Genomic DNA, 23,012 nt, shown 5'->3' with positions numbered 1-23,012 from the left:
GAAAGACGTGATAGCCTGCGAAAAGCTCCGGGGAGGCGGCAAATATCCTGTGATCCGGAGATGTCTGAATGGGGAAACCCACTTACCATAAGGTAGGTATTGCAACATGAATACATAGTGTTGCAAGGCGAACGAGGGGAAGTGAAACATCTCAGTACCCTTAGGAAAAGAAATCAATTGAGATTCCCTCAGTAGCGGCGAGCGAAAGGGGAAGAGCCCATTAAGTCATATAAGTTCTAGTGGAACGCTCTGGGAAGTGCGACCGTAGACGGTGATAGTCCTGTACACGAAAGGGCTTATATGATGATGTCGAGTAGGGCGAGGCACGTGAAACCTTGTCTGAATATGGGGGGACCATCCTCCAAGGCTAAATACTCCTGACTGACCGATAGTGAACCAGTACCGTGAGGGAAAGGCGAAAAGAACCCCTGTGAGGGGAGTGAAATAGATCCTGAAACCGCATGCATACAAGCAGTGGGAGCCGGCTTAGTCCGGTGACTGCGTACCTTTTGTATAATGGGTCAGCGACTTATATTCAGTAGCAAGGTTAACCGCATAGGGGAGCCGTAGGGAAACCGAGTCTTAATAGGGCGTTTAGTTGCTGGGTATAGACCCGAAACCAGGTGATCTATCCATGAGCAGGTTGAAGGTTGGGTAACACTAACTGGAGGACCGAACCCACTGTCGTTGAAAAGCCAGGGGATGACTTGTGGATAGGGGTGAAAGGCTAATCAAACTTGGTGATAGCTGGTTCTCCCCGAAAGCTATTTAGGTAGCGCCTCGGACGAATACCATTGGGGGTAGAGCACTGTTTCGGCTAGGGGGTCATCCCGACTTACCAAACCGATGCAAACTCCGAATACCAATGAGTACTATCCGGGAGACAGACTGCGGGTGCTAACGTCCGTAGTCAAGAGGAAAACAATCCAGACCGCCAGCTAAGGCCCCAAAATTATAGTTAAGTGGGAAACGATGTGGGAAGGCATAGACAGCTAGGAGGTTGGCTTAGAAGCAGCCACCCTTTAAAGAAAGCGTAATAGCTCACTAGTCGAGTCGGCCTGCGCGGAAGATGTAACGGGGCTAAAACTATATGCCGAAGCTGCGGATGCATAATTTATTATGCGTGGTAGGGGAGCGTTCTGTAAGCCGATGAAGGTGGATTGAGAAGTCTGCTGGAGGTATCAGAAGTGCGAATGCTGACGTGAGTAACGACAATGCGAGTGAAAAACTCGCACGCTGAAAGACCAAGGGTTCCAGTCCAACGTTAATCGGGGCTGGGTGAGTCGACCCCTAAGGCGAGGCCGAGAGGCGTAGTCGATGGGAAATTGGTTAATATTCCAATACTTCTGTGTAATGCGATGAGAGGACGGAGAAGGTTAAGTCAGCCTGGCGTTGGTTGTCCAGGTGGAAGGTTGTAGGCATGTATCTTAGGCAAATCCGGGGTACTCTATGCTGAGAACTGATAGCAAGCTGTACTTGTACAGTGAAGTGGCTGATACCATGCTTCCAGGAAAAGTCTCTAAGCTTCAGTTACACAGGAATCGTACCCGAAACCGACACAGGTGGTCAGGTCGAGTAGACCAAAGCGCTTGAGAGAACTCTGCTGAAGGAACTAGGCAAAATGGTACCGTAACTTCGGGAGAAGGTACGCTGTTGTCTGTGATAGGACTTGCTCCTTGAGCGGCCGACAGCCTCAGAAACCAGGCCCCTGCAACTGTTTATTAAAAACATAGCACTCTGCAAACACGAAAGTGGACGTATAGGGTGTGATGCCTGCCCGGTGCTGGAAGGTTAATTGATGGGGTTAGCGTAAGCGAAGCTCTTGATCGAAGCCCCAGTAAACGGCGGCCGTAACTATAACGGTCCTAAGGTAGCGAAATTCCTTGTCGGGTAAGTTCCGACCTGCACGAATGGCATAATGATGGGGGCGCTGTCTCCAGCAGAGACTCAGTGAAATCGAATTCGCCGTGAAGATGCGGTGTACCCGCGGCTAGACGGAAAGACCCCGTGAACCTTTACTGCAGCTTGACATTGAACTTTGATCTTACTTGTGTAGGATAGGTGGGAGGCTTTGAAGTCGCGACGCTAGTTGCGATGGAGCCGTCCTTGAAATACCACCCTGGTAATATTGAGGTTCTAACTCTGTCCCGTTATCCGGGACGAGGACCATGTCTGGTGGGTAGTTTGACTGGGGCGGTCTCCTCCTAAAGAGTAACGGAGGAGTACGAAGGTGCGCTCAGCGTGGTCGGAAATCACGCGTAGAGTATAAAGGCAAAAGCGCGCTTAACTGCGAGACCCACAAGTCGAGCAGGTACGAAAGTAGGTCTTAGTGATCCGGTGGTTCTGTATGGAAGGGCCATCGCTCAACGGATAAAAGGTACTCTGGGGATAACAGGCTGATACCGCCCAAGAGTTCATATCGACGGCGGTGTTTGGCACCTCGATGTCGGCTCATCTCATCCTGGGGCTGAAGCAGGTCCCAAGGGTATGGCTGTTCGCCATTTAAAGAGGTACGCGAGCTGGGTTTAGAACGTCGTGAGACAGTTCGGTCCCTATCTACCGTGGGCGTTGGAAATTTGAGAGGATCTGCTCCTAGTACGAGAGGACCAGAGTGGACGAACCTCTGGTGTACCGGTTGTCACGCCAGTGGCATCGCCGGGTAGCTATGTTCGGAAGGGATAACCGCTGAAAGCATCTAAGCGGGAAGCCTACCTCAAGATAAGATTTCCCCGAGACTTTATGTCTCCTAAAGAGCCGTTGAAGACTACGACGTTGATAGGTTGGATGTGGAAGCATAGTGATATGTGAAGCTGACCAATACTAATTGCTCGTGAGGCTTGACTATACAACACCCAAACAGTTGTATATAAAGCATCAATTGATTTCATATTGATCTAACGATCAGACGAAGCCTTGATTTAGTGAACGCTAAAGAACAAAATACCCAACTCAGATATATCTGTTAATGAACGATGTTCAAAGCACTGCTTTGAACAGAGTGCAAGATTTGAAGAAAGCTAAGGCAACCATAAGACCTCAGTAAGTAATCATACCAGTTGTGCTGGCGACCATAGCAAGAGTGAACCACCTGATCCCTTCCCGAACTCAGAAGTGAAACCTCTTAGCGCTGATGGTAGTGTGGGGTTACCCATGTGAGAGTAAGTCATCGCCAGCTCATTATTCGAAAATCCCCCTCCGCTAAGGCAGAGGGGGATTTTTTTGTGCGTGGAATTTTAGATAAGATATTTAACATATCTATATCTCAAAGTTGATCAGATTCTTCTGAGACAGAGAATTCCTGTTAATTTGTTTGACCTATTGGGATCTCTGTAAAACTAGCGCTATAAGAGTTTACAAGCTGATCTTATAAACCTTACAAAATAAAAAACCAGCGAATCGCTGGTTTTTTATTGCAGACTATTTTAGCCAAACACGCGCATTACGGCTGCGATTAATACCCAAAGAATGACAATCGCCACGATGGGTTCAACAATCTTTGCCCATGTTGGGGTATTGATAACAATGACTTCTTCGACATCTTGATGCTGCTGATTCTGGCTTACCATTTGATTAAACTCCTTCATTGATGCTTCCAATGATAGCTCTTCTTGCACAATTGGTTTAGAGCCTTTGAGTTCTGTTAGCTTGTTTGTTGTCCAAACCCAATCATCTGCTTGACCAGATAAATGTTCAATTTGCCCGGTCAGTAATTCCTGAATGCTATGGATATTATGGTTGCCGGTATCATGCAGTTGTTTTAATTCAATAAGCTGTAAATGAAAAATTTCTGAAGTGCTGTGCTCAAGCTGGGCTCGATCCAGAGTAGATTGATTTTCCGGACTGGTAGCGAGATGACGCACGATTTCCAGGATATATAATTCATCAGGATGATTGATTTCATTATAAATTTTTTGTGGGTTATGACGCCATTCAGTAATAAGTTTTCCTAAAGTTAAGGCATTGATTTCTGATATATATTTTCGTCTTTCTTCTTTTGTATATTCTTTTAGAAGCTCAGGCTTTTGAGTCTCTATCTGTTCAACAAAATATTGTACTAAATCAAAAGCCATTCACTTGCTCCATTATTTTTAATCTAATAGTCTTAAAGTCGGTTTTTTCTTTGGTTGTTCAGTTTGTTCTTCAGTGCTTGATTTTAAAGCATCTTCATCATTTTGTGTATGCTCATATTCACCTGGATCAAAGAATAAACCTTGACTATTTTCACGTGCATAAATGCCGAGTACTGCTGCCATAGGCACATAAATATCACGAGAAACGCCACCAAAGCGAGCCGAGAAGCTAATGGCATCATTGCTCATATGCAGCGCATGCACGGCATGTGGCACAATATTCAGAACAATCTGTCCATCTTTAATAAACTGCTCAGGAACCATGGTATTTGGGCGTGTGGCATCCACCAGCAGGTAAGGCGTCATATTGTTATCGCAAACCCACTCATAGATTGCACGTGCCATATAGGGACGGGTAGGGCTAAGGTTGAATTCTTGTTCGGACATGATGTTTCTCTATGGATGTTTGAGTTGCACTGAATAACGGTTCTTTTCCTGCAATGTCATGGATTTTACAAAGGCAGGACGACTAAAAATTCGTTGGCAATATAAATAAAACGGACGGCATTGCTGCTGTGGTAATTCTACGCCCATCTGTTTCAGACGGATAAAAATTGGTGCCAGCATACAATCCAGGATACTAAATTGTTCAGACATAAAATAGGGAAAATGTTGGAATAGTGGCATCAATGAAATCAGGATATCCTGTAACTGTTTTTGTGCCTGAGCTTTGGCTTTCTTATCCAGCGTATCAGGATGGCGTAACATGATATCAGCCAGCTTCAGCCAGTCATTTTCAAAGCGCCAGATGTATTGTCGTTGCTCTGCCCGGGGCATCGGAGCATCGGCATACAGTTTGTTCTGACGATAACGATCATCTACATATTCAGAGATAATTGAAGTATTAAATAATTTGAGTTCATTTTCGATCAGCATCGGCAATTGATTATAAGGATTGAGACTGGCCAGATCCTCATCATCGGCATCCACCAAAATCAGGTTATATTTAATCTGTTTTTCGGTAAGCACATAGCGAATCCAATGGGAACGAAAGTCATCGGCATGACTATAGAGAGTGATTCCTTGAAGAGGCGCGCTTTCGACTGACATAAATCCTGATGAGCTTCTAATGAATAGACTAGGATACTAAAATTCAACCTAAAAAGCACCAAGCATCAAAGATCAATCGGCTTGAGCCGAGGTAGATTATAAGAAAAACAACTGGAGGAAAATAAGATGCTGATCAAGCTTCCTGTCATTTTGCTGTTTATCTGTATTGGGATCGCAAATTATTATTTGATGAAGTCATTCTGGTGTCATGAAGGGGTGTGGGGTAAGGATGTGCATGAACAATAACAAGGAAAAAGGTCTAAATTACCAATTAACTACCATAAAAAAACCCTGGAAAATCCAGGGTTTTTTGTCCGAGTCGGTAAACGAATTAACGTTTAGAGAACTGAGGACGTTTACGAGCTTTACGTAAACCAAGTTTCTTACGTTCAACTTCACGAGCATCACGAGTAACGAAACCAGCTTGACGAAGAGCAGGTTTTAAAGTTTCGTCAGAAGCGATCAATGCACGAGTAATACCGTGACGGATAGCGCCTGCTTGACCACCAATACCACCACCAGCAACAGTGATGTAAAGGTCATATTTGTCAGTAGCTTCAAGAAGCTCAAGTGGTTGGTTAACAACCATACGAGCAGTTTCACGACCGAAATACTGTTCAAGAGTACGGTTGTTAATTACGAGTTTACCAGTACCAGCTGATAGGAAAACACGTGCAGTTGCGGTCTTACGGCGACCTGTACCATAATTAGTAGCCATGTGCTGTTATCCCTTAGATGTCCAAAACTTGTGGCTGTTGAGCAGCGTGTGGATGCTCAGTACCTGCATACACTTTCATTTTCTTGATCATTGCATAACCAAGAGGACCTTTAGGTAACATACCTTTAACAGCTTTTTCTAGAACTGCTTCTGGTTTGTGAGCGATTAACTTTTCAAAGTTAGTCTCACGGATACCACCAGGGAAACCAGTGTGGCGATAGTATTTCTTATCTTGTGACTTTTTACCAGTCACAGTGATTTCTTCAGCATTGATAACAACGATGTAGTCGCCAGTGTCAACGTGAGGAGTATAAGAAGTTTTATGCTTACCGCGTAAACGACGAGCGATTTCAGTCGCAAGGCGACCTAAAGTTTTGCCAGAAGCATCAACAACGTACCAGTCGTGTTGAACTTCAGCTGGCTTAGCGCTGAGAGTTTTCATTAAACCACTACCTATTATAGTTGGTTTGGACTATGGAATCTGTCCAAACTAAAGGAGACGCGATTCTAAACGAATACGTGAAGAATCACAAATGAAAATTAAAATTTCAAGCGCTGTATTTTATCTAATCTCCCTGGTGAAAGAAAGACCTAAGCCTTTATATGCTACAAAAACTGCAACTATATTTGTAACCATAGTTTCAATGGTATCAAAATATTGATTTATAAGTACTCTTTGCAATGATTACTACAGCGTAGGCGTGATCGGGTTATAATATTTCTCAGCTTTGCCAAATTGAGAAGATGATGCTGCCTTTATATGTCACCAGTGGGGAACCTGCCGGAATTGGTCCTGATATTTGCCTGAGTCTTGCAGATCGTGTTGATGAGCGCCCAATTGTGGTATTGGCGGATATTCATATGCTCGAGCAACGTGTTCAGATACTCAAATTATCGGTTGAGCTGATTGAATATCAAGGACAGGAGTCATCTTCAGGCATCGGTCAGCTATTTGTAGAGCATGTTCCCGTGCAGCAAGACGTCGTATTGGGTGAGCTGAATCCGAACAATGCGGCTTATGTACTGGAGCAACTGCGTCGATCCGCAGACTATGCCATGTCAGGAAAAAGTGTCGGCGTCGCGACTGCGCCTGTACAAAAGTCCGTGATAAATGAAGCGGGCATTTCTTTTAGTGGTCATACCGAGTATTACCAGGAATTTGCTGGTGTTCCACGTGTAGTCATGATGCTGGCCACCAAAACTTTACGCGTGGCCTTGGCCACTACCCATCTTCCGCTTCGTGCCGTGGCAGATGCGATTACGCCTGAACGCTTGCATCAGGTGATTGATATTCTGATTCACGACCTGAAATCCAAATTCAAGATTGAACAGCCGAATATACTGGTTTGCGGTTTAAATCCGCATGCCGGGGAGGGCGGTTATTTGGGGATGGAAGAAATTGAAGTGATCAATCCGGTACTCGAAAGCTATCGTGCCCAAGGTATCAACATGAGTTTAAGCCTACCTGCTGATACTTTATTTACTCCAGAAAACCTAAAAGATGCTGATGCTGTTCTGGCGATGTATCACGATCAGGGCTTACCTGTGTTAAAATCACAGGGCTTTGGTGAAGCCATTAATATTACCCTCGGCTTACCGTTTATTCGAACTTCTGTTGATCATGGCACAGCACTCTCCCTTGCGGGGACGGGACTTGCGAAAAGTTCCAGCCTGCACGTTGCTGTCGATTTAGCCCTCGATCTGGCGCGCCACTGATTATTGTTCATCACTCACGTTGGAAATGTTTTTATGTATCAAATTAATGCCTTAAACCCAAAAGATGAAGGGCATCAGGCTCGAAAAAGATTTGGTCAAAACTTTTTACATGACCAGCGTGTCATTGCCAAAATTGTACGCTCAGTCAATCCGCGTCCAGGTCAGAACATTCTGGAAATTGGCCCGGGTCTGGCCGCTTTGACTTCACCTTTAATTGGTGAATGTGATGCCTTAACCGTACTTGAGCTGGATCGTGATCTGGCTGCTGGCCTGCCGGGTCGTGTGCCGCATCCGGAACGTTTAACCATTATTGAAGCCGATGCCTTGAGATACGATTATTCTCAGTTGTTCCAGGAAGATCGTCCATTACGTGTGGTCGGTAACTTGCCCTATAATATTTCAACGCCACTGTTATTCCATCTCTTGGAATTTGGTGACAAAGTGCAAGACATGCATTTCATGCTGCAAAAAGAAGTGGTAGACCGCATTACCGCATCACCCAATACCAAAGAATATGGCCGTCTGTCGGTGATGATTCAATATTTCTGTAAACCGACTTTCTTGTTCGAAGTGCCACCTGGATCTTTTAATCCGCCTCCAAAAGTAACTTCTGCGGTATTCCGTTTAGAGCCTTATAAAGTTAAACCGATTGTGGCGAAGAATGAAAAAGCGCTGGCACGTCTGGTATCTCATGTCTTTACCCAGCGTCGTAAAACCTTGCGTAACAGCTTGAAGGGTATGCTGGTCGAAGAGGGTTTTGAAAAAGCGGGTGTTGACCCGATGGCGCGTCCAGAAACCCTGACCCTTGAACAGTTTGTTGCACTTTCAGATCAAATGGTGGCTTAAATTACGATGAACCGTACTGCTCGATATAATTATGTGATTGGTGATGTTCAAGGCTGTTTTGAGGCCTTGAAAGCTTTACTCAAGGAAATCCAGTTTGATGCAGAACAAGATTTTATCTGGTTTGCTGGAGATTTGGTGGCACGTGGTGAAAACTCCATTGCTGCACTGCGGTTTATCAAAAAGCTGGCTGAACAGGGTGCGGCTGCGACGGTCTTGGGAAATCATGATTTGACTTTGCTGGCCTATGCCCGCGGCATTAAACCGGTGAAAGAAAAAGACAATGTCCGTGATGTGATTGATGCCATCGACAGTGATGACCTAATTGACTGGCTGCGTAAACAGCCACTGTGTCTATTTCCAAATGAGCAGACCATCCTGACGCATGCAGGGATTCCGAATATCTGGAGTGCAGAAAAAACTATTCAATTGGCACAAGAAGTTGAAGCGATCATTGCTCATGATGACTTTGAGGTGTTAGATGATTTTCTGAAAGAAATGTTTGGGAAAGAGCCGGCACTTTGGTCGGATCAGCTACAAGGCCATGAACGTATTCGTTGTATTGTGAATTACTTGACCCGTATGCGTTTAACCGATGCTGAGGGACGTCTGGAATATAGCTTTAAAGATGCGCTGGATGATCCGATGCCGGAGGGTTTTAAACCCTGGTTTGAGTTTGAATCACAGGCAGCACAAACTCATCAGATCCTGTTTGGTCATTGGGCCGCCTTGAATGGTAAAACCATTTCGAACAAGATTCAGAATGTAGATGGCGGTTGTGTCTGGGGCAATCAACTGATGGCATTCCGCCTGGAAGATCAGCAGATGTTTGCAGTGGATAATCCGGTGATGTAAGCACATTCCATAAAAAAGCCACGTGATTACGTGGCTTTTTTAGTTTTAAAAATTTAGTCTGCTCGAATCCAGGTCTGGTTACGGCCTAGAACTGAAACGCCCATACTGGCACGTAAGGTTAAACGTTTACCTGTATTGTTTAAACGCATTTTTGCATCATAAATTTTACCTGCCAATGGATCGATAATACGACCTTTATCATAATTCTTGGTACCTTCAACCAGTTTTAGGCCTTTTAAAATGGTCATGCCTAAAATAGGCTGATTGGTATAAGGTGCAGGGCAGTTATTGCATTTTTCACGTGGGTTATAGTCTGGGCGAGGCGTGATTTTTACAATTTTGCCTGAATAGGTATTATTTGCTTCTTTGCTAATGACGATAATCGCTTTAGCCGCCCCCGTTTTATCATCAATTTGTTGCCAGGTCCCGGTAATATCGTCTGCCCAAAGATTGGTCATACATCCTGCTGTAAGCGCGGCAAGTAATATTTTTTTAAACATAGAGAGTCATTCCAAAGAATTTTTATCATCGCCCGCTCATGTTAGAAATCTTACTAAAATAGTCAACACTTATCTGCATACTATAGAGTTGATACACTAAAAAAAAGCTGCCAAGTTAGCAGCTTTTTTGAATAATGAGAATTAGGTACTAATCTTGGCGAATCCAGGTCTGGCTACGGCCTAAGGCGGACACACCGACATAACCACGCAAGGTTAAACGTTTACCATTGGCATTTATACGCACTCGAGCATCATAAATTTTACCTGCCAATGGATCAATCACTTTACCTTTTTCATAATTATTGGTGCCTTCCACATGTTTTAAGCCAGTCAATACATCCATACCCAGGATCGGTTGATTGGTATAAGGCGCAGGACATTTATTACAGGTCTTCTGTGGGGTATAGCCTGGACGTGGAGTCACTTTGATAATTTTTCCAGCAAAAGTTCCATTATCATTTTGACGAATTTCAATAATCGCTTTTGGTGAGCCGGTTTTATCATCAATTTGCTGCCAGATGCCAGTCAGATCCTGTGCATAAGCAGTCCCAGTCATCAGTGCAGCGATGAACATTAATCCTAATTTAGTTTGTTTCATTATATTTATCCCTTTTTTATAGATGAATAAAATATCCCCAACACAAAAGTGCTGTTTTTATTAATCCTGGCGAATCCAGGTTTGTGTGCGACCAATCGCAGAGATCCCGATATATCCACGTAAAGTCAGTCGTTTCCCATTGGCAGAAATCCGCCCTTTTAAATCATAAATTTTGCCGGTGAGTGGATCGAGTACCCGGCCATGTGCATAGTTATTTTTGTTGGTGGGTTTCAGTCCTTTAATGACGTCTAACCCCAAAATCGGTTTATCGGTATAAGGTGGTGGACATTTGACACATTTTTCCCGTGGTGTATAACCTGGGCGAGGTGTGACTTTAGTAATCGTTCCGGTATACGAGCCATCAGCCTGCGTTTTCATTTCAATCAATGCTTTAGGTGAGCCGGTTTTATCATCAATCTGTTGCCAGAGACCAGATAACTCCTGTGCAAAGGCCAGAGAGCTAGTGAATAAAGAAGCTGAAAAAACAGTTAAAAGTGCGATTTTATACATGCGATATCCTTATCCTTATTTTTTTATAAACATTCACCTAATTCCATGTGGTGAATGCTGATGCAAACTACGTTAATACACTTTCATAATCTATATTGCATGAAAAAAGCATATGTTTAATATTCATACAACCTAATGCATTAAAATGCAAGTTTCTATCTACTAAAGCATAACTCCATCACATTTTTTTAATTAAGCAGGAATTAATCCTGCTTAATCCAGGTTTGACTACGGCCAAGCGCTGATACCCCGATATAACCACGTAGAATAAGACGTTTCCCATTGGCACTTAATTTTGCCTTGGTGTTATAAAGATTCCCTGATAATGGATCAAGCAGCTTGCCTTGAGCAAAACTGTTATTGCCGACGTGCTTTAAGCCAGTGAGTACATCCAGACCAAGAATAGGTTTATTGGTATAAGGTGCAGGACAGGACACACAGTTTTCTTTCGGTGTATATCCAGGACGCGGGGTAATTTTTGTGATCTTGGCAGCATAGACGCCGGAAGCCGTCTCACGAATTTCGAGGAATGCTTTAGGCGAACCAGTTTTGTCGTCAATATTTCTCCATGTCCCTGAAAGGTCAGAGGCAAAGGCCAAATGGCTGAAAGAGGCTAAAAGTAAAGTTGAAAAAAATTGAACCTTATTCATTTATCTGTTCCTAGGTTGGATTAGAGTTCTTACTCTATAGTAAGAACGATTACCACATAAAACAAATGATTAATTTGATTCACTAGTCACATTTTTTGCAAATAAAGTATAAACGTAGGCAACCAGACCGCGGTAAAGACTGCATTGACGGCCATACCAAATGCGGCATAACGTCCTGCAATACTGCCACGCTGCCAGGCCTGAGCTGTACCAATGGCATGTGCGGCCAGTCCTAAAGCCAGTCCGGAAGCACGTTCATCATTGATATGTCTCAGAATAAATGGAGAAAAGGCTGCACCAATCACGCCGGAAAGAATCACGATTAGAATGACCATGCTTATGGGTGCATCCAGCAAGGTGGCAATATTAATCGCAATTGGAGTGGTCACTGCGCGGGTAGCAAACGCCATAATATCTGCAGAGGACATATGCAGCAGATAAGCCAGTCCCATCGGTAAGGCGACAGCACTGATACTGGCAAAAACCAAAATGCCGATAATGGCTTTGAGCGGCAAGTCATCGTAGCGCATCGCGGCCAACGGAATGGCCAAGGCAACAGTCACATAGCCGAGTAAATGGTTGAAGAGAGGATTAACTTCATCCATGTAATTTTCATAGGGAATGCCGAGCGCAAATAAAATCGCCAGTACAAAGAACATGCTGAACACGATGACGGGAATTTGCGGAATGAACCGGTTACAGGGTTTGGCAATCAGATAGGCGATAAGGGTAACCGCAAAGCCATACAAAATAGATAACATGCGGAACTCCTATAACCAGCGCTTGGCCATTTTGGCGTAAATCCATAAAGGAATCAGGGTGCTGAAAAACATGATGAACAGAAAGGCCGGAATTTTCTGGCCCATATGTACCAGCATCATCAGTGCACCTGCACTGACAGGCAGGAAAGCAAAGGCACTTTCCTTCATCAGTTTGTTATTGGTATCCACGAGGCGGGCGGGGAGTTTGCCGAAGTAGCGCCAGGTAAACAGCGCAATTAAAAGGCTCAATAACCCGACCAGATTGCCTAATTCAGGATGATTCAGTTGGGTCATTAACCAGACCGAAGCTTCCCGAAAGACAATAATAAGTAACAGGGTGCCAATCCATGCTGGCCAATCTATTCGTTTTATCCAGTTCATTGCTATGATCATTAATATTAATAAGTTTACTTATCAAGTTTTACTCGATCTTTGACTGGATTTCAAACGCTTCCAGTGGACGCTGAAATTGCTGCGCCTGTTTGCCTAGAATTTCATCTAAAGGTAAATGCGCCTGTTTAATCAACTGTTCCAGTTTTTGTGGGGCAATTCGAATATGCAGATGTAGCTGACCTTCATCATCATAATGTTCAGACTGGATCACATTCAAACTATAGAGCTGGTTACGCAGCTTGCCATAAGCGGGTTTCAGGATTAAATCGAAGGACTGTAGTTGCCCCATCAAGGACTCATGTACCGCTTTACGCAGCAGGTCGATACCTTCGCCACTATGTGCCGAAACATAGACCCGTTCCGGTTCACCTGGACGTCGATAAATAATTTTGGCTTCTTCACCGCTACAGTCAATTTTATTGTAAACCTGCAGGATCGGAACATCGGCTCCAATTTCTTTCAGCACTTTGTCAACGGCTTCAATCTGTTCCAGCATCTCTGGGCTACTTGAATCAATCACATGCAGTAACAGTGTGGCTTCAACGGTTTCTTCCAGCGTTGCCTTAAAGGATTCTACCAGTGAATGGGAAAGATTACGGACAAAACCTACCGTATCGGCCAGTACCAGATTGCCGATTCCATCCCATTCCAGACGCCGTAAGGTTGGGTCCAAAGTGGCAAACAGCTGATCGGCTGCATAGACATCGCTGTTGGCGAGTAAATTAAACAGGGTAGACTTACCAGCATTGGTATAACCCACCAAAGATACCGTCGGCACAGCCGCTTTTTGACGGGCAACACGGCCTTGCATCCGGGTCTGGCGGACTTTATCAATACGTGCCTTGAGCTGTCCCATACGGATACGCAGCAAACGGCGGTCAGTTTCCAGCAGGGTTTCACCCGGACCACGTAAACCGATCCCGCCTTTCTGGCTGTCGAGATTGCCACGACTACGAATTAAACGTGAAGATAAATGTTGTAACTGTGCCAGTTCGACTTGCAGCTTACCTTCATAGGTACGGGCACGCTGGGCAAAAATATCCAGAATCAGTTCAGTACGATCGACCACGCGGCATTTGATCACCTGTTCCAAATTTCGGGCTTGGGCCGGGGTCAGGGCATGGTCAAAAATGACCAAATTGGCCTCCAGTTCTTCAACACGTTCAGCAATTTCTTCTGCCTTGCCGGAGCCGATAAAAAATTTGGCGTCAGGTTTCACCCGCTGAGAATAAATATGTTCCAGAATTTCAGCATCTGCAGACTGGGCCAGCAAACGAAACTCTTCAGCATCAAGGTCATCCAGCATTTGTACGCTGACACTCACCAGAATGACGCGCTCTTTCCCTCGATGTTGTTGTAAATATTCCACTCAGGCCAATCTCCACTTGAAAACTTTAGTGTAGTTGAAAAAGGGCTGAGCAGATACTGAATTAGCGCGGCTTTGGTTTAAAGTGCGCTGATAAACAGTTGTGCAAGTGTTACCAGTAGCACGGCATAGATGCAGGTGCCGCCCAAAATATATTTGAGCACTTGTAAAGGCGGAGGTGTGTCGTTCGCGGGCTGGGTTTGATCTGGCATAGCTACGATCCTTTTCAATCTAATATTTCGATAGTTTTATTTTGAATGATTTTTTAATCCAATTAAAATTGAAGATATAGATGCTATTGGTCGATTTTTATTATCAATGCAAGTTGCGAATGAACAGTATAGAATGAGTTTAATTCGTGGATATTCCCTGTATCTCGCTTAGGATTTAATGACGTTTTTATGAATTCAACTGTACAAAACCAGACTCCAGATATCGAAGGCTTGGCCAAGTTTTTCCTGTATAGCCGGAAAATCACAGCTTCATTGGCTACCATTAGTGAAGGGTTTTACTTGGTTTTTCGTCATGGCTTATATAAAAATCCGAATAACCCGACCAATACGCGCTATGTGCAACATTTTTGCCGCCAGTTATGCAAAGTATTCAATATCGAAGTTCAGGTACATGGCGAGATTCCGCGTGAACCCGCCTTATGGGTCAGTAACCATGTGTCCTGGCTCGATATCGCAGTTCTGGGTTCCGGAGCACGGGTATTTTTTCTGGCAAAAGCAGAAATTGAGAACTGGCCGATTTTAGGGAAATTGGCCAAGGGAGGGGGTACCTTATTTATTAAACGTGGTTCAGGAGATTCCGTCAGGATTCGTGAACAAATTACCGGTTTCCTGAAACAGGATATTCCGGTGCTGTTCTTTCCTGAAGCGACGACTTCTGATGGGCGAGCCATCAAAAAAGTGCATGGCCGGATTTTAGGCGCCGCGATTGAAGCGCAGCGTCCTGTACAAATCTGTCTGATTTGTTATGTGAATCAGCAGGGCGAACTGGATATGGTTGCGCCGTTTGTCAATGACATCAGTTTTGCCGCCCATGTCAAAAAAGTACTGGAAATGCCGCAAGTCATTGCACATTTAGTGGCTTTACCTGCAATTGCCACTGAAGGGCATACGGTTGAAAGCCTCACCCGTGTGGTCCAGGAAAAAATGCAGACTGGCCTGGTTGAACTTCAGTCACGGGTATTAAAAAAGCCTCAATAAGAGGCTTTTTTATGGTTTCTGTTCAAAGAATCCAGCTTACATAAAACCTTCAATTGGCAGCCACGACACCAGTTTAAGTCCAGCTTTCTGATACCATTTCATTTTTGGCTCTTTGGTAAATGTTTGAACGTCACCATTGGCTTTCTTGATTTTCCAGTTAATGTTCTGATTCGCATCCAGCACCAGTTTATAGGCATATTTACTCAAGTTCTGATCCATGGTCTCATGCACTGCACGTGCCAAGGACGGACTGTTCAGCAACACACCAATTTCAGTATTCAGATAAGCTGAACGCGGATCAAAATTAAAAGAACCAATAAATACCTGTTTTTGATCGATTGCCATCAACTTGGCATGCAGGCTAGAACGACTCAGTCCTTTCAGGCTGACTTTGGCTTTTTTTGAAATTTCCTCAGTATTGGCATTTAGGTGATTAGCTTCTGGCGCTGCCAGAAACTCATACAACTGCACATCATTTTCCAATAGATCCTGACGATATTTGGCATAAAAAGCATGCACCACGGCAACGTCATTGGCCTTAAAAGAGTTGGTCAGGACGCGAACCTTGATATTCTCATTCGCCAGTTTCTTTAAACGGTCTGCACCAATTTTTTCCGGAACAAAATAGGCAGAGACAATATCGACACTTTGTTCAGGTTTTTCCAGACGCTGTAATAACTGGAAATTGAGATGTTCTTCGGTTTTGGCTTTGGCCTTGATTTTGCTCGGTGGATCTTTGACTACTTCGGCTTCAACCCAATCCAGCTGAATGTTTTGTTCCAGCCATTGGTCAAAGGCTCTGGAACGATTAGCCAGATCCAGATAATTTTGAGTCGCTGGATCCTGACTATGGGTTTCTAGCTGTTGTTTTAAGCTTGGAAAACGTAAAGCATGATGCCGTGGATTCACAACCTCTTGCACCGGATAGGCATAATCATCATTCCAGTATTCATCGAAGGAATGAATGATTTCATCCGATGCCGCACCGACCAGCATCACATCGACATCAGAGAACTGATAGCTTTCACTGACATTATAATACTGGTTACTCATATTGCGCCCGCCAATCAAGGCAATCTGGTTATCGGCAATAAAGCTTTTATTATGCATGCGGCGGTTAATGCGCTTTAAATCCAGCACTATGTCCATGGCACGGTATTTACGGAAGCGATAGGGGTTATACAGTTTGACATCGATATTTTGATGCTGGTTTAAGGCCAGATAAATCCCTTCCATTTTCTTGGCATTATTGTCATCCATCAACAGGCGCACTTTTACGCCACGATCTGCTGCCTGAATAATCGCATGCAGAGCGAGGGCACCGATTCGGTCGTTATCCCAGATGTAATATTGCAGATCCAGACTGCGTTCCGCTTTATTAATCAGCTGAATCCGAGCAGCCAGTGCTTCAAGCGGATCATACAGCACGCGATAACCAGTCAACCCGATGTTCTGATCACGTAAAGGTTCAACAATTTGTGCCAGGCTGGTTTGCGAGGTATCCGTTTCAAATGCCATCTGGCTTGGCTGTTCGGTTTGCTTGGGTAAGGTGCTACATGCAGGTAGACCCAGAACCAGGCTACAGCTCAGTAAAATGCCGGCTTTATAGCGATGAGTGCGTATAAAACTTGAGGATTGAAGGTGAACTTGATCGCGGGGAGCAGTGGCCATATAAGTCGAAGAATGAAAAATTAGAATTGAGTATAATTGCCAGCTATGAAAAGATAAATATAAAGCCAGTAATCTGCTGCTCGACTGAATAAGGCCAATTTATGTGGGATTCGAATTCCGTACTGTTTTATTTTTATCTGGGAATGGCGATTTTAGCCATCTGGGCTGTGGCTCAGGCATGGTCGAGCCAATCACGTACCGAAACCATTCATCCCTTTAAAGCTTTTGGTCATTTGCTGGCGTTTTATCTTGCCTATTTATTAATCCCTTTGGTTTTCTTCAGTATTTATGCTGGATGGACGGGGTATTATTCTCTGCATGAAGCCATTTTTGTATTTTTGCTCAGTGGGGTTTTGACTTATGCACGCTTTATCGAGCCGCATTTAATTCAAGTGAAAACGACACAATATCAGATCAATGCAGATAAACGTTTAAAGCAGCCGGTGAAAATCGCCCTGATTGCAGATTTGCATATCGGTCTGTTTTCGGGTCATGAGCGTCAGTTGCGACAAATTGTACACAAATTAAATCATATTCAACCTGATTTGGTGGTGGTCGCCGGCGACTGGACTTATGAACCAGAAAATAAACTGGCACAGGAACTGGCAGTTTTAAAAGAGATTCACGCTCCGGTCTATTCGGTCAATGGTAATCACGATGAGCAATATCCCGGACCGCCGATTCGCGAACTGTTGCACTATGCATTGCAAGTTAATCAGGTTATGGATATTGAAGGTCAAATTGTCGAATTTGATGAGTTTCGCCTTTTGGGCGTGGGTGATCTCTGGGCTGGAAAAGCCGATATGCGCAGTTTGCCAGACTTGCCTCAGGACAAGCCTTGGGTCATTCTTTCGCATAACCCGGATACGGTCGATATGATTCCCAAACTGCCGACGCGCCCTCTGATGCTGTCCGGGCATACTCATGGCGGACAGGTAGAGCTGCCTTGGCTAACTAATTACGTCATGAAAAAGGTTTCAATTTTGGGACATAAAAAGGGCATGTACCGCCATGAACATGCAGATGTGTTCGTTACTGTCGGTACCGGCTTGGTCGGTGTACCTTTCCGTTTTCGGGTGCCACCTACCATTGATATTATTGAACTGATCTAAATTCAGCCGGCATTCTGTACCGCGTTAACTGATGATCCAGACCAGAATCAGCAACACCACCGCGATAGCCGCCATCATCCAGATTTTCTTTTCAATTTTGCGGGTTGGCACATTTTCACGTAATTGTTGCGCAGTGATTTCAGCTTCTGTCGGTGTACTCAAGCTAGGATGGGTGGGGATTTCCAGTGGCGGTGTCACCAGGTCAATATCACCGGCATCATCACTAAAGCGTGGACCTGTACTCTCATGCTTCATGACCACATCATGTTCCTGCACAATTTCATCAATCACTTGCAGCGCCTGAGCTTCATCCAAGGGTGTATTCTCGGTGATATAGCGAACAGCTTCTAATTTTTTATCATCTTCCAGCAAAATAATGATATTGACCAACTGCTCCTGCGAGAGGTATTCAATAAGATCCTGCATGGCCTTGCCTCATTTTTTGAATTGAGTTCATTTGATTGTTGAGCAAATTTAACGAGATAAGTAGCCGAGTTTTGTTGTGAAATCATAAAAAAAGCCAGCATCGAGTGCTGGCTTTTGAATCGATCTAAAACCTTAGATCTGATTGTTTACATCATCATTCTTGGTTTCACGAATCAGTAAAAACGCGACAAGCGAGAGGATAGATGCTGCGGTCAGGTAATAACCGACTGCAGACAGACCATAGGCCGTTGCCAGCTTGGTTGCGATTAGCGGTGCAAATGATGCGCCGAAAATACCTGCCAAGTTAAAGGTTAATGCAGAACCTGTATAACGTACTGAAGTCGGGAAGATTTCAGACAATACAGTACCGATTGGCCCATAAGTTAAGCCCATGATCGCCAGACCAATACACAAGAACAGGAACACCACCAAAGTGCTGCCAGATTCAAGCATATCTGCAAAGAAGATACCGAAGATCGCAGAAATGACACATACCGCAATGGAAGTGGTCTTACGGCCAAATTTCTCAGCCAATACTGCTGAAAGCGGGATAAAGGCAGCAAAACATAGGGTTGCAACTAATTGCAATTGCAGGAATTCTTCACGAGAATAACCGAGTTGTTTTGTTCCCCATTGCAATGCAAATACCGTAGTCAGGTAGAACACAACGAAAGTACAGATTGCAGCAATCGTACCCAGAACCAGCATACGAGAATGCTTTTTGAATACCTGAACAAAAGGAACATTCACTTCTTTCTGTTTATCCAGCACTTTCTGGAAAGCAGGGGTTTCATGCAATTTTAGACGAATCCATAAACCGACAATTACCAACAAGGCACTTGAGATAAACGGAATACGCCAGCCCCACGCCATAAAGTCAGCTTCAGACATGAAAGCGCCAAGGGTCAGGAAAGAACCTGTTGCCAGAATAAAGCCGATTGGAGCACCCAGTTGCGGGAACATGCCGTACCAGGCACGTTTGCCTTCCGGGGCATTTTCAGTTGCAAGAAGTACCGCACCTGACCATTCACCACCCAGACCCAAGCCCTGACCTAAACGGCACAGTGCAAGTAACAGTGGCGCAGCAATTCCGATTTGCGCATAAGTTGGCAATAGACCAATCGCAACGGTTGAAATCCCCATAGTCAGCAAAGCAGCGACCAAGGTGGCTTTTCGTCCGATCCGGTCACCTAAATGACCAAATAATGCTGCACCAATCGGACGGGCAATAAAGGCAATGGCAAAAGTCGCAAGAGACTGAATGGTTGCGGTCATCGGATCTGTACTGGTAGGGAAGAACAGATACGGAAAAATAATGACAGCAGCGGTGGCATAAATATAAAAATCGAAGAACTCGATTGTGGTGCCTACCAAGCTCGCTGTTAAAACGCGAAATTTTGAATTTTGTGCTGGCTGAGCAGCAGAATTAGACGACGCCATGGAAAACCTTACACTTACTAAAAATAAAAAAACTTAGTTTTAAAAGCGTAATCTTTTTAAAAAAGGCGTAATTTTTTAAAAAAACAACTGCAATCTTCTCGCTTCAACTCGCTCAGGGTCACTGAAATGAAAAAGGAGATGATTAAATCACGTAAAGATAGATAGACAGAAAATGTGATCCTGCGCCTATCAATACAAATATGTGCCAGATAGCGTGGGTATATCTTACTCTTTTTAAAGCGTAAAACAATGCACCCACGGTATAAGCGAGTCCACCAATGATGAGAAAGGTTAAAGATTGAGCACTTAAATATTGCTGCATGTCATCAATCACCAGCAGCGCCAGCCAGCCCATGGCCAGATAAGCCGCCAAAGAAAGTTTCTGGAAACGATGAATGAAAACGAACTTGAAAAGTGTACCAAGAAGGGCAATCACCCATAGCGCAATCAATAAATACTGGGCTTTGGCGGTCGGAATGGCAATCGAAAGAAAAGGGGTATAGGTTCCGGCGATTAAATAATAAATCGCAGTATGATCGATTTTTTTATAAAAATAACGGCGGTCTGCTGCAGTGGCCATGTGATAAAGCATGGAAGCAGAAAACAGCAGAATCATGCTCAGTGCATAAACCCAAAGACCAATCCATTGTCCAGTACTTAAGTAAGACCCTTTAATAATCAAAAGAATACCAGCAACAATGGACAGTCCGGCACCTACACCATGACTAATATAGTTAATTCGTTCCTCATTTTGATCATAATCTGGAACCAGTGGAGCATTCTGCATGATTGTCATTCTTCTTCAAATATACACTTGTATAGTAATTCAATTTTGCTTTTAGGTTAAGAAGATTTAAACTTGATGCGCAATTCATTTCAGGTTTTATCTATGTCAACGTTGACAACTCTCTCAGATCAGGAACAGCAATTCTTGGACACCTTTCAGCAAGCTGTTGAAAGGGATCAATTTGATCGCCTGATCTTAAGCCAGTATAAAGGTGAACTGCAGGATTTAGAGAAAATGACCTTGCGAGTCATTCCATTAAATGAACAGCGCGTATTGAGCTGCCTGTATCGTTACAAGACCCAGGATGTCACCAAAAATTATCCTTTAGATGAAGCATTATTCCAGGTTGCTTCACTACTGGCGTGTTGCAAACAGGCCAATCTGATGACAGTAGATGAAGAATTACAGCTGAAAAAAAACAAGAAAAAAGCCATGTTAACGCGTAGCAAACATAAAGCCGCGATGAATCAGGTGAAGCCTGCTGAACAAGGTCATGACCGGATTAAACAACGTTTTGTCGATCAGGACAGTATCTTTCTCCAGCATCTCGGTATTACCGATCAAAAAGCGCAAATCATTCCGAGTATGGCGCGTAAATGGAAGCAGATTAACAAGTTTGTGGAAATTTTCTCAGGTGCCTTGGCACAGATTAAGCCACAGGCTGAAGGCCTGCGCGTGGTGGATTTTGGTTCGGGTAAAGGCTATCTGACCTGTGCTTTATATGACTATATGCAAAAACATGGTCAAACGCCGTATGTTACCGGGGTAGAGCTTAATCCAAAAATGGTCGAGTTCTGCCAGAATGTCGCGCAACAATCCGGTTTTGATCAGTTGGACTTTTTCCAAGGGGATGTGCGTACCTATGCACCGGAATTTCTGGATGTAATGATTGCCTTGCATGCCTGTGATGTAGCAACAGATTTTGCGATTCATAGTGGCATTCGTCTGAATGCGCAGATGATCATGTGTGCACCGTGTTGTCATAAGGAATTGCGTCCGCAGTTGCAGGCGCCAAAAGTCCTGAGTCCGATGTTACAGTTTGGTATTCATGCGGGACAGCAGGCCGAAATGCTGACTGATACCATACGTGCTTTACTGCTCAAAGCTTATGGCTATGAAACCAAGGTATTTGAATTTGTGGCGCTGGAACATACCAGTAAAAATAAAATGATTCTGGCGACAAAACGCAAAGACTATCAACAACCTGATCAAGTGGTTCTGGCACAAATTCAGGCCTTAAAAGAGATGTATGGAATCCAGAAACATTCACTGGAATTATTGCTCAATGATCAGTGGGATCAGCAGGGAATTGGTTCTAAATGCTAAATAGTCCAGAACTGAAAATAGTGTCCGGCAGCTGGAAGGATTTGGCAGCGCATGCCAAAGCGATTCGTGAAGCCGTGTTTATTCAAGAACAGCATATTGCAGCTGAAGATGAATGGGATGCTGAGGATGCGGTTGCTGTACATTTCATTGTTTTTCAGCAGGATCAGGCGATTGCTACAGCACGCTTATTGTCAAATCACAGTATCGGTCGGGTTGCAGTCCTAACCACAGCACGTGGTTTAGGTGTTGGTCAGCGCTTGATGCAGGCTGTAATTGACTATGCGCGTGCCGAGCAGCGTGGGTTGGTCAAGCTGTCTTCGCAAGTGCACGCCATTGGCTTCTATCAAGCGCTGGGATTTGAAGCTCAAGGTGATGAATATCTGGATTGTGGAATTCCGCATATTGATATGTATTTAAAGCTTTAATTTTCAGCCATTCAAATACGAAAAAGCGAGGCATTGACCTCGCTTTTTTATGCATAGACTGAATCTGGATCAGTGGCCATGTGCTGCATTTGAGCTGTGCTCGGCATTATCCATATTGGCATGTTCTTCAGCTGACATATTGTGTTCAGCGGCTGTCTTACCTGGATGAGCAGTATTGGCAGCTTCACGTGCTTCACGATCTGCTTGCGCTTTGGCAATGGCTTCTGGAGACATCGTCGGTGCATTTTTAAAAGCGTGTTGCTGGGTAGTTTGTTTATTTTGCTGGCTTGGCATGTAATCCGGTTCATTACTTATCGCGAGCCAAAAAATAAGCATGAATAATCCACCTAAAATACAGAAGATGATAAGTGCTTTCCAGCCCCAAGGAGATTTTTCAGGTGAACTGTGATCAGTCATAGGTCTTACCCACGTGGATATCAAACTTATGTAACTTTATAACATAAATTGATCAAAAAGCAGATCAAAATCTGTCATCACATGACTCTGTTTATTGCTTGAAGTAA

General features: G+C 44.1%; 25 protein-coding genes and 2 rRNA genes. 9 read left to right on the top strand and 18 right to left on the bottom strand.

Annotation, left to right across the window (positions count from 1 at the left end):
• Positions 1–2,845: ribosomal RNA gene (locus F893_RS14505) — 23S ribosomal RNA — on the top strand.
• A 215-nt stretch (positions 2,846–3,060) separates the two neighbouring features.
• Positions 3,061–3,175: ribosomal RNA gene (gene rrf, locus F893_RS14500) — 5S ribosomal RNA — on the top strand.
• Between the two features lie 247 nt (positions 3,176–3,422).
• On the opposite strand, the gene F893_RS14495 is transcribed toward rrf, so the two are convergent.
• The 5 genes from F893_RS14495 to rplM form a co-directional block, all read right to left on the bottom strand.
• A complete protein-coding gene (locus F893_RS14495) occupies positions 3,423–4,070 on the bottom strand; it encodes a hypothetical protein (protein WP_004281678.1) in 648 nt (215 codons plus the stop codon).
• A gap of 18 nt (positions 4,071–4,088) precedes the next feature.
• On the bottom strand, positions 4,089–4,517 hold the full coding sequence (locus tag F893_RS14490) for a ClpXP protease specificity-enhancing factor (protein ID WP_005248014.1): 429 nt from the start codon (positions 4,515–4,517) through the stop codon (positions 4,089–4,091).
• A 9-nt stretch (positions 4,518–4,526) separates the two neighbouring features.
• Positions 4,527–5,180: a glutathione S-transferase N-terminal domain-containing protein gene (locus F893_RS14485; RefSeq protein ID WP_005248012.1), complete on the bottom strand. Its 654-nt coding sequence runs from the start codon at positions 5,178–5,180 to the stop codon at positions 4,527–4,529.
• A gap of 331 nt (positions 5,181–5,511) precedes the next feature.
• A complete protein-coding gene (gene rpsI, locus F893_RS14480) occupies positions 5,512–5,898 on the bottom strand; it encodes a 30S ribosomal protein S9 (protein WP_004281681.1) in 387 nt (128 codons plus the stop codon).
• Between the two features lie 13 nt (positions 5,899–5,911).
• Positions 5,912–6,340 carry a 50S ribosomal protein L13 gene (rplM, locus tag F893_RS14475; protein WP_004281682.1) on the bottom strand — a complete coding sequence of 143 codons (429 nt, stop codon included), beginning with the start codon at positions 6,338–6,340 and terminating at the stop codon, positions 5,912–5,914.
• Between the two features lie 305 nt (positions 6,341–6,645).
• On the opposite strand from rplM, the gene pdxA reads away from it, so the two are divergent.
• The 3 genes from pdxA to F893_RS14460 are packed head-to-tail and all read left to right on the top strand — an operon-like array spanning position 6,646 to position 9,312.
• Positions 6,646–7,614 (top strand): 4-hydroxythreonine-4-phosphate dehydrogenase PdxA, encoded by a 969-nt coding sequence (gene pdxA / locus F893_RS14470; RefSeq protein WP_005252786.1) that lies wholly within the window; start codon positions 6,646–6,648, stop codon positions 7,612–7,614.
• Positions 7,615–7,647: 33 nt separating this feature from the next.
• Complete coding sequence (gene rsmA / locus F893_RS14465; RefSeq protein ID WP_004645966.1) at positions 7,648–8,460, top strand: 16S rRNA (adenine(1518)-N(6)/adenine(1519)-N(6))-dimethyltransferase RsmA; 813 nt, start codon at positions 7,648–7,650, stop codon at positions 8,458–8,460.
• A 6-nt stretch (positions 8,461–8,466) separates the two neighbouring features.
• Positions 8,467–9,312 carry a symmetrical bis(5'-nucleosyl)-tetraphosphatase gene (locus tag F893_RS14460; RefSeq protein WP_005252781.1) on the top strand — a complete coding sequence of 282 codons (846 nt, stop codon included), beginning with the start codon at positions 8,467–8,469 and terminating at the stop codon, positions 9,310–9,312.
• Positions 9,313–9,365: 53 nt separating this feature from the next.
• On the opposite strand, the gene F893_RS14455 is transcribed toward F893_RS14460, so the two are convergent.
• The 8 genes from F893_RS14455 to F893_RS18410 all read right to left on the bottom strand — a co-directional run bounded on the left by F893_RS14455 (position 9,366) and on the right by F893_RS18410 (position 14,302).
• Entirely contained in the window at positions 9,366–9,812 is a 447-nt protein-coding gene (locus tag F893_RS14455) for a DUF2147 domain-containing protein (protein ID WP_004645964.1), read from the bottom strand.
• Positions 9,813–9,960: 148 nt separating this feature from the next.
• Complete coding sequence (locus tag F893_RS14450; RefSeq protein WP_005252778.1) at positions 9,961–10,410, bottom strand: DUF2147 domain-containing protein; 450 nt, start codon at positions 10,408–10,410, stop codon at positions 9,961–9,963.
• A 60-nt stretch (positions 10,411–10,470) separates the two neighbouring features.
• Complete coding sequence (locus F893_RS14445; RefSeq protein ID WP_005252776.1) at positions 10,471–10,920, bottom strand: DUF2147 domain-containing protein; 450 nt, start codon at positions 10,918–10,920, stop codon at positions 10,471–10,473.
• Positions 10,921–11,123: 203 nt separating this feature from the next.
• Positions 11,124–11,570, bottom strand: a complete 447-nt coding sequence (locus F893_RS14440) for a DUF2147 domain-containing protein (protein ID WP_004732188.1) — start codon at positions 11,568–11,570, stop codon at positions 11,124–11,126.
• Positions 11,571–11,656: 86 nt separating this feature from the next.
• Positions 11,657–12,331 (bottom strand): LrgB family protein, encoded by a 675-nt coding sequence (locus F893_RS14435; RefSeq protein WP_005252772.1) that lies wholly within the window; start codon positions 12,329–12,331, stop codon positions 11,657–11,659.
• A 9-nt stretch (positions 12,332–12,340) separates the two neighbouring features.
• A complete protein-coding gene (locus F893_RS14430) occupies positions 12,341–12,712 on the bottom strand; it encodes a hypothetical protein (protein ID WP_004281691.1) in 372 nt (123 codons plus the stop codon).
• Positions 12,713–12,752: 40 nt separating this feature from the next.
• Positions 12,753–14,093, bottom strand: coding sequence for a ribosome rescue GTPase HflX (gene hflX / locus F893_RS14425; protein WP_005252770.1), 1,341 nt, complete (start codon positions 14,091–14,093; stop codon positions 12,753–12,755).
• A gap of 77 nt (positions 14,094–14,170) precedes the next feature.
• Positions 14,171–14,302, bottom strand: coding sequence for a hypothetical protein (locus F893_RS18410; RefSeq protein WP_005252768.1), 132 nt, complete (start codon positions 14,300–14,302; stop codon positions 14,171–14,173).
• A 189-nt stretch (positions 14,303–14,491) separates the two neighbouring features.
• Between F893_RS18410 and F893_RS14420 the strand changes: the two genes are divergently transcribed.
• The gene (locus F893_RS14420; protein WP_005252766.1) at positions 14,492–15,301 is read left to right on the top strand and encodes a lysophospholipid acyltransferase family protein; all 810 of its coding nucleotides are present in this window, start codon (positions 14,492–14,494) and stop codon (positions 15,299–15,301) included.
• Between the two features lie 36 nt (positions 15,302–15,337).
• On the opposite strand, the gene F893_RS14415 is transcribed toward F893_RS14420, so the two are convergent.
• Positions 15,338–16,972 carry a phospholipase D family protein gene (locus tag F893_RS14415; RefSeq protein WP_005252764.1) on the bottom strand — a complete coding sequence of 545 codons (1,635 nt, stop codon included), beginning with the start codon at positions 16,970–16,972 and terminating at the stop codon, positions 15,338–15,340.
• Positions 16,973–17,073: 101 nt separating this feature from the next.
• Between F893_RS14415 and F893_RS14410 the strand changes: the two genes are divergently transcribed.
• Positions 17,074–18,084 carry a metallophosphoesterase gene (locus tag F893_RS14410; RefSeq protein ID WP_004281695.1) on the top strand — a complete coding sequence of 337 codons (1,011 nt, stop codon included), beginning with the start codon at positions 17,074–17,076 and terminating at the stop codon, positions 18,082–18,084.
• Between the two features lie 24 nt (positions 18,085–18,108).
• Here the strand turns inward: F893_RS14410 and F893_RS14405 are convergent, their stop codons facing one another.
• The 3 genes from F893_RS14405 to trhA all read right to left on the bottom strand — a co-directional run bounded on the left by F893_RS14405 (position 18,109) and on the right by trhA (position 20,737).
• Positions 18,109–18,510 carry a hypothetical protein gene (locus F893_RS14405; protein ID WP_005252762.1) on the bottom strand — a complete coding sequence of 134 codons (402 nt, stop codon included), beginning with the start codon at positions 18,508–18,510 and terminating at the stop codon, positions 18,109–18,111.
• A gap of 132 nt (positions 18,511–18,642) precedes the next feature.
• Entirely contained in the window at positions 18,643–19,950 is a 1,308-nt protein-coding gene (locus tag F893_RS14400; protein ID WP_004281697.1) for an MFS transporter, read from the bottom strand.
• 142 nt (positions 19,951–20,092) lie between these two features.
• On the bottom strand, positions 20,093–20,737 hold the full coding sequence (gene trhA, locus F893_RS14395) for a PAQR family membrane homeostasis protein TrhA (RefSeq protein WP_005106124.1): 645 nt from the start codon (positions 20,735–20,737) through the stop codon (positions 20,093–20,095).
• A 102-nt stretch (positions 20,738–20,839) separates the two neighbouring features.
• Here trhA and F893_RS14390 point away from each other — a divergent pair, with 102 nt between their 5' ends.
• Entirely contained in the window at positions 20,840–22,063 is a 1,224-nt protein-coding gene (locus F893_RS14390) for a class I SAM-dependent methyltransferase (RefSeq protein WP_005252760.1), read from the top strand.
• Positions 22,057–22,488: a GNAT family N-acetyltransferase gene (locus F893_RS14385; protein ID WP_005252758.1), complete on the top strand. Its 432-nt coding sequence runs from the start codon at positions 22,057–22,059 to the stop codon at positions 22,486–22,488. Before F893_RS14390 ends, F893_RS14385 begins: the two co-directional genes overlap by 7 nt.
• 69 nt (positions 22,489–22,557) lie before the next feature.
• Here the strand turns inward: F893_RS14385 and F893_RS14380 are convergent, their stop codons facing one another.
• On the bottom strand, positions 22,558–22,905 hold the full coding sequence (locus tag F893_RS14380; protein ID WP_005252756.1) for a hypothetical protein: 348 nt from the start codon (positions 22,903–22,905) through the stop codon (positions 22,558–22,560).
• Between the last annotated feature and the right edge of the window lie 107 nt (positions 22,906–23,012).

Source organism: Acinetobacter sp. CIP 102136 (assembly GCF_000369685.1).
Taxonomy (GTDB): Bacteria; Pseudomonadota; Gammaproteobacteria; order Pseudomonadales; family Moraxellaceae; genus Acinetobacter; species Acinetobacter fasciculus.
This window is presented reverse-complemented; position numbering and strand designations above follow the sequence as displayed.